The sequence below is a fragment of the Breoghania sp. genome, assembly GCF_963674635.1.
Lineage (GTDB): Bacteria > Pseudomonadota > Alphaproteobacteria > Rhizobiales > Stappiaceae > Breoghania.
This window is the reverse complement of record NZ_OY771475.1, coordinates 1,795,447-1,808,057: the sequence shown is the minus strand read 5'-3', so window position 1 is coordinate 1,808,057 and position 12,611 is coordinate 1,795,447. Positions and strand designations below refer to the sequence as shown.

Below are 12,611 nucleotides of genomic sequence, written 5' to 3'. Positions count from 1 at the left end.
CGTTTCAGCGCGCGTCGTCGAAGGAGGAGTAGACGCGCGTCATGCGCGGGTCGTTCGCGATGCTTGCAGGCGTGATGATCTCCTGATCCAGAATTTGCGCCCAACAGGCTTCGATACCCCGGGTGGCGCTCTTGCACAGCGGATTGTGCCGCCAATCGCTCAGGAACACGGCCCGGCCCTCCGACGTATCGCCCCCCAGATCCCTCAGGCGCTGAAACTTGCCGATCCTGGCTCCCGCTTCCGCATAGGTCGTCCAGATGAGCTCTGCGTCGTAGAACGCGGATTTTTCAAGACGGAAGTAAGGGTCGTAGGGCTTCAGATAGTGATGGTCGAAGGCCGTCTTGATGGCGGGATGGTTAGTGGTGCCGGGATGCTTCAACCCGTTGAAGCGATAGACCGCGTAACGGTGCCCGACCCCGCGCTCGATGAATTCGTCGATCGCAACTTCGAACACCCCATCCTGCGGCGTTGCGTCGAGAATATAGGGGCCCCCGCCCGTATCCCGCATGAGGCCGACATGGGTCAGGCGGCTTCCCGTCGCCCGCTTCAGGAAGCGCGCCAGCGGATCCGCCGTCTCGATGAAAACGAGATCCCCGCTCTCCAGGCCCGGCCATATTTCGTATGCCTGCACGGGCAGGGATCTGCAGGCAAGCGCGCAGAAAAGAAGGCCGGTTGTTAGCAGGCGAAACGTGTGAAGCATTGGGGGGCAATGTCTTTGCGGGAAAAGGGCGTGTCTGAAACCGGGCATATGACGGAGCCTTGCAGGGAGCAACATAAGAGCATCATGCGACGGGCTCATACAAGCGCCCTTTGAGGGCCACGCGCCTGCCACGCCTTGCTGGCGCTCTGGTCGGGCCCCTTGGCATTTCCGTTCTCGGGGATGACAAGCGGGCGCGAAACTGGCAAAGCAAAGGGCAATGAAAACAGACCGGGTGGGGATGGCATGAACCGGGGCGCTGGCGGGGAAGAAACGGGCGGGCAGGGCCCAATTGAAGCGCCGATCGAGGCGATGCGTGGTGCAGGCCCGTTGGCCGGCCGCATCGATATCGTGCCCGAAATACCCGAGGGCGCGCAGGACTGCGCCGGTCTCGTGCAAGATCTTCTGGAACGGGCAGGCGAGGCCCGCCCGCGGCTGGAAGCGCTGCTGAAAGATACTGACACGCTTGAACCGTTTCTGGCCGGCGTCTTTTGCAATGCGCCCTATCTGCGCGACCTCGCCATGGCCGATCCGGACCGGCTGGCGCGCATCCTTGAAAGCGATCCTGCCGATTTCGTGCTCGACCTGCTGCAACAGGTGCGCGACCTGCGACCGCAGACGCAGGCGGAGCTGGAAAAGGAGCTGCGCCGCGCCAAGGCGGAAGTCGCTCTCGCCGTGGCGTTGGCCGATATCTCTGGCGCCTGGCCGCTTGATCCGGTCACCGCGTCCCTGACGGCTCTCGCCGATACGTCCCTCGACGCCGCGATACGGTTCCTGCTGGACGAACTTGCCGCGAGAGGCCGGTTCGTGCCCCGCGATCCTGAAAACCCGGTCATTGGCAGCGGCTGGATCGTGCTTGCCATGGGAAAGCACGGGGCAGGGGAGCTGAACTATTCTTCCGATATCGACCTGATCGTTCTCTATGACCCGCATGTCGCGCCGCTGGCCGAAGGGGCGGAGGCGCCGGTGGAGTTCGTCCGTCTCACCAAGCGACTGGTGAAGATCATGCAGGACCGCACGGTGGACGGGTATGTCTTCCGCACCGATCTGCGCTTGCGCCCTGATCCTGGCGCGACCCCTATTGCCATGAGTGTGCCTGCTGCCTTGATCTACTACGAGGGGCTCGGCCAGAACTGGGAACGTGCGGCCCTCATCAAGGCGCGCCCCTGCGCGGGTGACCGGGAGGCGGGCAACGCCTTTCTGGACGAGATCCAGCCCTTCATCTGGCGCAAGCATCTGGACTTTGCCGCCATCGCGGATGTGCATTCCATCAAGCGCCAGATCAACGCCCACAAGGGGCATCGCAAGGTTGCGGTGGCCGGGCACAACGTCAAGCTCGGACGTGGCGGCATTCGCGAGATCGAGTTCTTCGTCCAGACCCAGCAACTGATCGCGGGCGGGCGCAATCCGCGCCTGCGTGACCGGCGGACACTGGAAATGCTGAAGCGCCTGCGCGTGGAAGGCTGGGTGGATGACGAGGCGCGGCGCGAGCTCGATGAAGCCTATCGCTTCCTGCGAGCCGTTGAGCACCGCGTCCAGATGGTCAATGACGAACAAAGCCACACGCTGCCCGACACCGAAGAGGGGTTGATGCGCATTGCGGCCCTCATGGGGTTCAATTGCGTGGAGAGTTTCGGCTCGGCCCTTCGTGCGCGGCTGGTCACGGTGCAGACGCACTATGCGGGGCTTTTCGAGGCCGAGCCGGAATTGGCATCGGAGCTCGGCAACCTGGTCTTTACCGGCGACGAGGACGATCCCGACACGCTGGAGACGCTGTCACGCATCGGCTTCACGCGTCCGCTCGATGCTATCCGCATCATCAAGGCCTGGCATTTCGGTCGCTACCCGGCGACACGCTCGGCCAAGGCGCGAGAGCGTCTGACGGAACTCCATCCGGTTCTCATCGACGCGCTGGGTGGCACGACCAATCCGGATGCCGCGCTCATGGCGTTCGACCGGTTCATCTCCCACCTCCCCATCGGCGTGCCGCTTTTCTCGATGCTCCACGCCAATCCGCATCTCCTCACCTTGCTGGCGACCATCCTTGGCGAAGCGCCACGGCTATCGGAGATCGTCTCTCAGCGCAGCAGCGTCCTCGACGCCATTCTGGATCCGAGTTTCTACGAGGACATGCCGCGCGAAGCCGATTTCGCCGAACGTCTGGAAACGACGCTGGCGCAGGCGCGCACCTATGAGGAGGCGCTGGACCGTGCGCGCATCTTCGGTCAGGAGCAGATGTTCCTGATCGGCGTGCGGCTTCTGTCGGACACGCTCAATCCCGGACAGGCGGGGCGGGCCTATTCGCGGCTTGCGCGGGTTCTGGTGCGGGCGCTTCTGGAGCGTGCGGGCGAACATGTGCGCGAAGCGTCTGGCCGCGTGGAGGGGGGCGAAGTTGCCGTCCTCGCCATGGGCAAGCTCGGCGGCATGGAAATGACGCCGACCTCCGATCTCGACATGATCGTGCTCTACGATTTTCCCGACGACGTATCGGCATCGGACGGCAAGCGCCCGCTGTCGCCGTCGCAGTACTATATGCGTCTGACCCAACGCCTCGTCGCGGCCATTTCGGCTCCTACCTCGGAAGGCACACTCTACGAGGTCGATTTCCGTCTGCGCCCCTCCGGCAATTCCGGGCCTCTGGCGACCCGGCTTTCCGCCTTCTCCGTCTATCAGGCCGAGAATGCGTGGACATGGGAGCACATGGCGCTGACACGGGCCGATATCATCGCCGGCAGCCCGGCGTTCCGCGAGAAGGTGCAAAAGGCCATCTGCGAGGTGCTGTGCAAACCGCGGGACCTGGAAACGCTGCGCACCGACGTTGCCGACATGCGCGCCCGCATCGAAGCGGAAAAGCCCGCCAAGGATATCTGGTCGCTCAAGACGGTGCCTGGCGGGATCATCGATGTGGAGTTCATCGCCCAGTACCTGCAACTGGCCCATGCGGCCGCACATCCCGACATCCTGTCACAGACAACGGAAATCGCGCTTGGCAAGGCAGCTGAGATCGGTGTTCTGGACACTGGGGATGCGGAAATCCTGATCCCCGCCATTCGGCTCTATCATGCGCTGACCCAGATCCTGCGTCTGTCTGTCGGCGAAGGCTTTGAGCGCGAGAAGACGCCCGCAGGCGTCCTGTCGCTTCTGGCCCGCTCCGCCCATCAGGCGGATTTCGCGCGACTGGAAAGCCTGTTGCGCGATACCCAGAAAGCGGTGCGCGGATCGTTTGAACGCATCGTTGGCCCGGTAAGGCCGAAAGCGGAAAAGCCCGCGCAATGACCGGGCCAGCCCGGTCCTGCGAACGGGACGCAACTTGAAGCGGTTGGAATGGGCCCCGAACACAGGGAGCCGTGAATGCGGCTCCCTTTTTTGTCGGAACGTCCTCGGCAGGGGATGCGGGATGTGGGCTTAAGGCGCCAGCTCAGGCGGAGCGGCGATGCTTCTGCGCGGTCTTTGCAGCCACCGTCTGGTCCGCGGCGGGAAGAACGCCGTTCTTCTGCTGCGTCATGGGCAGGGTGACCGTCACTGTCGTGCCCTTTCCGACGCGGGACTTGATCTCCATGGTGCCGTCATGGAGGTCCACCAGCGAGCGGGCGATGGCAAGCCCGAGGCCCGAGCCCTGATGGCTCTTGGTGAACTGGTTTTCAACCTGCACGAAGGGGCTGGCGAGGCGGGCGATATCCTTCTCCGCGATGCCGATGCCGGTATCGGTGATCGAAATCGCCACATAGCTCTTGCCGCTGGACTGCGCCTTGACGGTCATCTCGCCGCCATTTGGCGTGAATTTCACGGCGTTGGACATCAGGTTCAGCAGGATCTGGCGGATCGCCTTGGTATCGGCGTTGACCGAAAGGCCTTCCGAAACCTCGCAGCGCACCCCGATTTCCTTGGCGTCCGCCTCCGGCTGGATGACACGCACCGTCTCCTCGATAAAGCTGTCGAGTTCAACCGTATCGAAGGAAAGATCCAGCCGACCGGCCTCGATCTTGGACATGTCGAGAATATCGTTGATGACGCCCAGCAGATGCGTGCCGGATTTGTGGATGTCGCGGCAGTAGTCGCCGTATTTCTCCGAGCCCAGTTCGCCGAACATGCCGCCGACCATGATCTCCGAGAACCCGATGATCGCGTTGAGCGGGGTGCGCAACTCGTGGCTCATATTGGCCAGGAACTCGGACTTTGCGCGGTTCGCGTCTTCGGCCCGCGTCTTTTCCTCGGCGTATTTCTCGGCAAGCTCGACGAGCTGCTGCGCCTGATATTCCAGCTTCTGGCGGGACTGGCGCAGGTCTGCGACGGTGGCCATCAGGCGGCGCTCGCTGTCCATCAGTTTTTCTTCGTGCAGCTTGCGCGCGGTGATGTCAGTGCCGACCGACACGTAGCCGCCATCCTTGGTGCGGCGTTCGGAAATCTGGAGCCAGCGACCGTCCTCAAGCTGGGCTTCGTAGAAGCGCGAGCCGGCGGGGACGCCGTCGGCGGGCTTGATATGCGAGGTGACGACCGGCTGGCGGGCATGTTCCATCACATCCGAATAGGGCATGCCGGCGTGAACGCGGGCCGATGGCAGGTTGTGCAGCTCCATGTAGTTGGTGTTGCACATGACCAGCTCGTTGGCGGAATCCCAAAGAACGAAGGCTTCGGAGATGGTCTCGATGGCATCGCGAAGGCGCAGGTCGGCCGTGCGAGAGGATTCCTCAAGCTGGCGCTGTTCGGTCACATCGACCACGATGCCGATCAGGTGCGGGGAGGCTGAACCCGGCTCCTGCACGACTTCCGCGCGCGCCCGCGCCCAGATCCATGATCCGTCGGCATGGCGCATGCGGAACATGCGATCAAGCGTGGTTTCGCCGGTTTCCAAAAGCTCCGATGCGATTTCGTAAAGGTCGCCGTCCTCCGGGTGCATGAGCTCGGCCCAGTCGGCAAAGCCGACGAGTTCATCGCTGGGGGGCTGGCCGAGGATCTCGTACATGCTCTCCGACCAGAACATCCGTCCACGCCCGAGATCCCAATCGAACAGGCCACACCGGCCGCGATTGAGGGCCGTGTCGATACGGGTGCGCGCTGCCTCATAAATCTCATCGGCCTGCTCTGCCCGCGCAGCCTGGCTGTAGAAGGCGTAGATGAGAACTATGAGGACGGAGGACGTGCCCACGAAAAGCGTCACAGTAGCGTGGAGCGAAGAGCGCCAGCTGGCGAAGATGTCGTCGATCTTCTGTACCACGGCGACCATGCCGAGCTTGCTATCGAGATGGTGGACGGTCGCCAGCACCGTTTCGTTGTCGGCTTCCGCGACTTCCATGACCCCTGCGCGCGCGCCAAAGGTGGTCAGCGGCTGGTTCGGTCCGAGAAGGGAGATGAGCGATCGTTGCTCTAGGTCCGGGCGCGGGGGCTGTGAGGCGACGACGGTGCCTTCCGGGTCCGTCACAAGGATCTGGCGTCCGAAGCTCGTGGCGCGCGGCGGCAGTGCCTCGGAAAGAGCATTGCGCAGCGCAGCCTGATAGCCGACTTGCGGGAGGTTTTCTTCGGAGGAGGAAAGGCGGGCGGCGAGCGTGGTTGCAATCATGGAAAGCTGATCGCGGGCCCGCGCCTCGGTTGCCGCATGCTCGGAGGAGATTTCTACCGCGCGATAGCAGGCAAGAGAAGCCACGAAAAGAAGGCTCAGCACCGGAATGGCGCGACGAAGGATGCCTTCGGTGGAGATAAGGCGAGCATAGGCAGGACGGGCCAGTAACCGGATGTGGCCGGTTAGTGTCGTCTTGGGCGAACGAGCGTTACCGGCTTTCCATTTGCTTGGAAAAAAGCCAAAGCGACGCCCTGTCGCGTTGCCTGTATAGGCCCGCGCCATCCGTAACTTCCTTCATAAGTGGTTGTATGCCTCTAGAATTCGGTATACGCCGCACGCCCGAATCACCTTCATTTGAATCCACGCGAATCGTCTTGTCCAGAGTCCGAAGCCAAAAAATATTCTAAGGCTCCGGACCGGACTTAACCATCCGCGTTAACCATAAGCGAAGTGCTTGCAGGGCGATTTGTAACTATTGCAGGCTTCGCGCCGCAATGTCCTGGACATCGCTGGAAAGACCGCCGGATTGCGCCACGCGACGAAGTGCCGCCTCGGCCAGTGCACGGCGTCCGGGCTCCAGCGCCCGCCACGAGCGGAATGCGGACAAGAGACGCGCCGCAACTTGTGGATTCTTCTTGTCCAGAGACAGCACGGTGTCGGCCACGAACTCGAAGCCGGCCCCGTCCGCGCGGTTGAACTGCGTCTGATTGCCGGCAGCGAAAGCTCCGATCAGCGCGCGGATACGGTTCGGGTTGGAATAGGAGAAGGTCGGGTGCGCGGTGAGTGTGCGGATGCGCGCCAACGTTTCCGGGAAGGGCGCTGTAGCCTGCACGGTCAGCCATTTGTCCATGACCAGCGCATCCTTGCCGAAACGGGCCTCGAAATCCTCCAGGGCTTCCTGGGATTGCGTGTCGGCACGATGGACCAGCAAGCGCAACGCCGCGAGGCGGTCGGTCATGTTGTCGGCTGTGTTGTAATGGGCAAATGTGCGCGCACTCGCCTCGCCTTCGATGGCGGCCATGTAATCCAGAACGGTCAGCCGCAGGGCGCGGCGGCCTGCCGCTGCCGCATCTGGCGAGTAGGGGCCCTTGTCCGCCAGCGCCTCATAAAGCTCCGCGAAGCCTTCTAGGCAATGGCCCGCAATCGCCACTTCCACGGCCTTGCGGGCGGACTTGATCGCATCCGGGTCGACATCGGTCCCGATCTCGCGCGCGATATCGGCCTCGGAAGGAAGCTGAAGAAGCTGCGCGCGCAGCGCAGGCTCAAAACGCTCGTCGGCTGAAGCCTCGCCCAGAAGGGCCGCCAGTTCCTGGATCTCGTCGCTGGCAAGCGTCGTGGGGGCCTGCGCGCCGCGCTTCAAGAGCTGCATGGCGAGCGTCTGCACTGCCTGCCAGCGGTTGAACGGGTCGTTGTCATGGCGGGCGAGAAACACCAGATCCTCGCGCGACTTGCCGTCGGTGAGACGCACGGGTGCCGAAAAACCGCGCAGAAGCGAGGAAACCGGACGCGCGGCAAGCCCCTCGAAGACCACCGTGTGGCTGGCCTTGCTGAGCACGATCACATCCTCGCGCACCTCGGCGCCGGATACCGCGCTCCACTCCATCTCCTTGCCGTGCGGACCAATCAGTCCGAAGCGCACGGGCATGGTGAAGGGCAGCTTCGTTTCCTGTCCAGGCGTTGGGGCGCAGGACTGTTCAAGCTCGATTGTGAGGGTCTTTGCGGCTTCGTCCCAGCTTTCGCTGGCCTTGATCGTCGGGGTGCCGGCTTGCGAATACCAAAGGGCAAACTGGTCCAGATCGGTCTGGGTGGCATCCGCGAAGCTCTTGAGGAAGTCCTCGATCGTCGCGGCCTCGCCATCATGGCGTTCGAAATAGAGATCCATCCCTGCGCGGAAGCCGTCTTCGCCCAGATAGGTCTTCAGCATCCGCACGATCTCCGCGCCCTTTTCGTAGATGGTCGCGGTGTAGAAGTTGTTGATCTGGCGGTAGGCGGTCGGGCGCACCGGATGGGCGAGCGGGCCGCCATCCTCGGGAAACTGGTGCGACTGGAGCAGCCGCACATCCGCGATACGCTTGACCGCGCGCGACCGCATGTCGGAGGAAAATTCCTGATCGCGGAAAACCGTCAGGCCCTCCTTCAGGCAGAGCTGGAACCAGTCACGACAGGTGATGCGGTCGCCCGTCCAGTTGTGGAAATACTCGTGTGCGATCACGCCCTCGATATTGGCGTAATCCTGATCGGTCGCGGTTTCCGGGTTGGCCAGGACATACTTGTCGTTGAAGACGTTGAGGCCCTTGTTCTCCATCGCGCCCATGTTGAAGTCGGACACGGCCACGATCATGAAGATGTCGAGATCATATTCGCGTCCGAAGGCTTCCTCGTCCCAGCGCATGGAACGTTTGAGCGCGTCCATCGCATAATCGCAGCGCCCTTCATTGCCGTGCTCCACATAGATGCGAAGCTCCACGTCACGACCGCTCAAAAGCGTGGTGTAGCTGTCTGTGACACAGGCCAGATCGCCCGCCACCATGGCGAAGAGGTAGGACGGCTTGGGGAAGGGGTCGTGCCAGATCGCAAAATGGCGGTCGGTGCCCTCGATATCGCCGGATTCGATCGGGTTGCCGTTGGCGAGCAGGATCGGCGCGTCTGATTTTCGCGCCTCGATGCGGGTCGTGTAGACGGCCAGAACGTCCGGGCGGTCGTAGAAATAGGTGATCCGGCGAAAGCCCTCCGCCTCGCACTGGGTGCAATAGGTGCCGGACGAGCGATAGAGGCCCATCAGCTTGGAATTTGCATCCGGATCGATCTCGGTCACGATTTCCAGAACGAAGGGATCGGCGGGCGGGGTGTGGATGGTGAGCTTGTCGGCGCTCACGTCGAAATCGTCTGCGGCAAGGGCCGCGCCGCCAAGCGACAGACTGACGAGTTTCAGGTCATCGCCCGCCAGTTCCAGTGCCTGGCCTGCAGCCGTGTCTTCGCGCCGGGAAAAGGCGATCCGCGCCGTGATCTTGGTCGCCTTGGGGGCAAGGCGTATATCAAGGTCGACTGTGGAGATGGCGTAGGGCGTGGGACGATAGTCCTCCAGGCGGACAGGGGTGGCCACGTCAGTACGCATCAGCAAAATCTCCAGACTTGGTTCGGGCACCTTCAGGGCGCCTCTGCTTCAAATGGGGCGCAAAGATATAACGGCCAGATGTGAGAGTGAAAAGAGAACTCCTGACGCAACGACTTTCCGGATAATCCGCATTCGCTCACAGAATGCTTATTATCCGGTCCGAGATCGGGCGCGGGCCTTGTCTTGGCGAGCTTTGTCTTGAAGGACTAGCGCCCGAGTTGGGCAAGATCATGAACCATGGCGCTGTCAGGATCTGCCAGGGGGGCGACGACCGTGAAATGGTTCGCGCCTTCCTCCTCACGCAACTTGGCGTCGATGCCGCCCCGGCTCCAGAAATCCACGATCACGCGGCTCTGACGTTTGAATTCGCTCGATTCCGCGCCTCCTACGGAGGCGATCAGTCGTGCGCCGTAAGGAATGCCCATCGCGATCGGTGAGCTTGCGATGGCTTCCTTCTGATCCATCCTCACCGCGTCGTTCACGCTGGTGCGGATCAGCGGCAGAAGATCGAACAGGCCGGAAATTGCCATGCCCGCGCTGGCGAGCCCTGGCGGCAGGCGGCGTGCGCGCCAGTCGGTTGCCAGAAGAGACGCGGTCAGATGTCCGCCCGCGGAATGGCCATAGGTCAGGATCGGCTTGTGGAACCGTTCCCACAGATGTTGCGCCAGATCGCGGATCTCCGTCACGATATCGCCGATGCGCACCTCGGGACACAGATCGTATCCGGCAACGCAGACCGTGAACCCATGCGCGTTCAATCCACGCGCCATGTGCGAGTAATACTTGCGGTCCGTCGCCTGCCAGTAGCCGCCATGGATGAACAGCGCGACCATGCGCGCATCCGCGCCGTCACTGGGCATGAAGAGGTCATATTGCATGCGCGGGGCAAGGCCATAGGCGCAGTCGAGTTCGCAGGTCGCGCCTTCGCGATAGGCGGCGGCGTCCGCTTCCCAGCCCGCGATGATATCCGCAACTCCGGGCACCCTGGCGCGATTGTTGTATTCTGTTTCGTAGTCGATCATGGCTCGTCCCGGCGCGTTCGAACAGGCGGCGCGCATGGCGATGCGCGTCAGCCCAAAAAAAGATCATCACAGATTCTGCACACGACGTCTGCGGATCGGGTCAAATTTCTTGCCTCGGCCTCCAGTGCGAGCAGAAGTCGGCGGTGGGCGGCGCGGCTGCGGTGGCGAAAGGAATTCCGCCGCCGGGCAACAGAAGGCATTTGCCCCTGCGGCGGGCTTGGGCTAGCCAGATAAGCCATGAGCACCCAGGAAACTTCGCCGCGGCCCGGCCGCCCTCCGTCCTTGCGCGATCCGCAACGCACCATTTGCGACGCCGCAGCTTCCCTTTTCGCCGCCAAGGGCTATGACGGCACGTCCCTTCAGGATGTTGCCTCCGCCGTCGGCATGACTAAGGCCGGGCTCTACCACTATTTCCGCAACAAGCAGGATCTGTTCGATTCCATCGTTTTGGGGGTGCTGTCGGACATGCTCGACAGTGCGCGCGAACGCGTTGCGGGGGCGAAGGAGGGCGCGGAACGTGTCGCCGCCTTCATGGTGGCCCATGCACTCTACTTTGAGGAAAACCGCGATCACTATCGCGCCGCCTTCATCGGGCGCGGCGGGGATCTCTATGTCTTCACGCCCGAACAGATGCAGGCCCGGCGCGCCTATACCGACTTCCTGAAGGACATTCTGGAGGAGGGCAAGGCGCGCGGCGCCTTCACGTTCGACGACGCGCCATTGGTCGCGCGCGGGATTCTGGGCATGTTGAACTGGATGACCCGCTGGTACAATCCGCAAGGGGAGAAAACCGCGGAGGAGATCGCCGGAACCTACGCGCAAATCGTGCTGAAAGGTATCGCAACGGATTGACTTTCGCCGATTTCAATTTATTACCGGCCAGACGGTAGGTAAATAACGGGAGCGCCGGGTACGCGGGGCCGCACTGGCCCGGGACATGCGTTCCGCAATTGATGGGAGACCCTGCACATGACCGCCACCTCAACGAAATCCGCGCCTTCCCCCTCAGGCGGAGGCAGCTTTGTCTGGGACGACCCCTTCCTTCTGGTGGATCAGCTCACCGAAGACGAGCGGATGATCATGGAGACCGCCCGTGGCTATGCGCAGGAAAAGCTGCTGCCGCGCGTGATGAAGGCCTATTCGCAGGAAAAGACCGATCGCGAGATCTTCAACGAGATGGGCGAGCTTGGCCTTCTCGGCATCACGCTGCCGGAAGAATATGGCTGTGCCAATGCTTCCTATGTCGCCTATGGCCTCGTGGCGCGCGAAGTGGAGCGCGTGGACAGCGGCTATCGCTCGATGAACTCCGTTCAGTCCTCGCTGGTGATGTTCCCGATCTATGCCTATGGCTCGGAAGAGCAGAAGCAGAAGTACCTGCCGAAGCTGGCGACCGGTGAATATGTCGGGTGTTTCGGCCTGACCGAGCCCGATGCCGGTTCCGATCCTGGCGGCATGCGTACCCGCGCCACCAAGACCGATGGCGGCTATGTGCTCAACGGCACCAAGATGTGGATTTCCAACTCGCCGATCGCCGACGTTTTCGTCGTGTGGGCGAAGTCGGACGCGCATGATGGCCAGATCCGCGGCTTCGTGCTGGAAAAGGGCATGAAGGGCCTTTCCGCGCCCAAGATCGAGGGCAAGCTCTCGCTGCGCGCCTCCATCACCGGTGAAATCGTGATGGAGAACGTGGAAGTCGGCGAAGACGCCCTGATGCCGAATGTGTCCGGCCTGAAGGGCCCATTCGGCTGTCTGAACCGCGCGCGTTACGGCATCTCCTGGGGCGCGCTGGGCGCTGCCGAAGATTGCTGGTTCCGTGCCCGCCAATATGGTCTGGACCGCAAGCAGTTCGGTCGTCCGCTGGCCAACACGCAGCTCTTCCAGAAGAAGCTTGCCGACATGCAGACCGAAATCTCGCTCGGCCTCCAGGGCTCGCTGCGCGTCGGCCGTCTGCTGGACGAGCACCGCGCTGCCCCGGAGATGATCTCCATCGTCAAGCGCAACAATTGCGGCAAGGCCCTCGATGTGGCCCGCATGGCGCGCGACATGCACGGCGGCAACGGGATCTCGGAAGAATTCCACGTCATGCGTCACGCCCAGAACCTGGAAACGGTCAACACCTACGAGGGCACGCATGACGTCCATGCGCTGATCCTTGGCCGCGCCCAGACCGGCTTGCAGGCTTTCTTCTGAGACCTGCCTCAAAGGCATTGCGGAGCGCTC

The 12,611-nt window shown here is 62.6% G+C and carries 7 protein-coding genes; 3 read left to right on the top strand and 4 right to left on the bottom strand.

Annotated features, from left to right (window positions below; genetic code table 11):
* Positions 1-4 precede the first annotated feature (4 nt).
* Complete coding sequence (locus ABGM93_RS07935) at positions 5-631, bottom strand: YiiX/YebB-like N1pC/P60 family cysteine hydrolase (protein WP_321505084.1); 627 nt, start codon at positions 629-631, stop codon at positions 5-7.
* A gap of 312 nt (positions 632-943) precedes the next feature.
* On the opposite strand from ABGM93_RS07935, the gene ABGM93_RS07930 reads away from it, so the two are divergent.
* Entirely contained in the window at positions 944-3,973 is a 3,030-nt protein-coding gene (locus ABGM93_RS07930; protein ID WP_321505080.1) for a bifunctional [glutamine synthetase] adenylyltransferase/[glutamine synthetase]-adenylyl-L-tyrosine phosphorylase, read from the top strand.
* Positions 3,974-4,115: 142 nt separating this feature from the next.
* On the opposite strand, the gene ABGM93_RS07925 is transcribed toward ABGM93_RS07930, so the two are convergent.
* From ABGM93_RS07925 to ABGM93_RS07915, 3 genes are all read right to left on the bottom strand, one after another.
* Positions 4,116-6,536, bottom strand: a complete 2,421-nt coding sequence (locus ABGM93_RS07925; protein WP_321505078.1) for an ATP-binding protein — start codon at positions 6,534-6,536, stop codon at positions 4,116-4,118.
* 190 nt (positions 6,537-6,726) lie between these two features.
* Positions 6,727-9,369: an aminopeptidase N gene (pepN, locus tag ABGM93_RS07920; protein WP_321505075.1), complete on the bottom strand. Its 2,643-nt coding sequence runs from the start codon at positions 9,367-9,369 to the stop codon at positions 6,727-6,729.
* A gap of 206 nt (positions 9,370-9,575) precedes the next feature.
* Positions 9,576-10,391, bottom strand: coding sequence for an alpha/beta hydrolase (locus tag ABGM93_RS07915; RefSeq protein WP_319771937.1), 816 nt, complete (start codon positions 10,389-10,391; stop codon positions 9,576-9,578).
* Positions 10,392-10,628: 237 nt separating this feature from the next.
* Here ABGM93_RS07915 and ABGM93_RS07910 point away from each other — a divergent pair, with 237 nt between their 5' ends.
* Positions 10,629-11,243: a TetR/AcrR family transcriptional regulator gene (locus ABGM93_RS07910; RefSeq protein WP_319771936.1), complete on the top strand. Its 615-nt coding sequence runs from the start codon at positions 10,629-10,631 to the stop codon at positions 11,241-11,243.
* Positions 11,244-11,360: 117 nt separating this feature from the next.
* Positions 11,361-12,581, top strand: a complete 1,221-nt coding sequence (locus ABGM93_RS07905; protein WP_321335896.1) for an acyl-CoA dehydrogenase — start codon at positions 11,361-11,363, stop codon at positions 12,579-12,581.
* Positions 12,582-12,611 lie beyond the last annotated feature (30 nt).

Coding starts and splice junctions, on each gene's coding strand:
- ABGM93_RS07915 (WP_319771937.1), bottom strand. CDS start 10,391: ATGATCGACTACGAAACAGAATACAACAATCGCGCCAGGGTGCCCGGA.
- ABGM93_RS07925 (WP_321505078.1), bottom strand. CDS start 6,536: ATGGCGCGGGCCTATACAGGCAACGCGACAGGGCGTCGCTTTGGCTTT.
- pepN (WP_321505075.1), bottom strand. CDS start 9,369: ATGCGTACTGACGTGGCCACCCCTGTCCGCCTGGAGGACTATCGTCCC.
- ABGM93_RS07910 (WP_319771936.1), top strand. CDS start 10,629: ATGAGCACCCAGGAAACTTCGCCGCGGCCCGGCCGCCCTCCGTCCTTG.
- ABGM93_RS07930 (WP_321505080.1), top strand. CDS start 944: ATGAACCGGGGCGCTGGCGGGGAAGAAACGGGCGGGCAGGGCCCAATT.
- ABGM93_RS07905 (WP_321335896.1), top strand. CDS start 11,361: ATGACCGCCACCTCAACGAAATCCGCGCCTTCCCCCTCAGGCGGAGGC.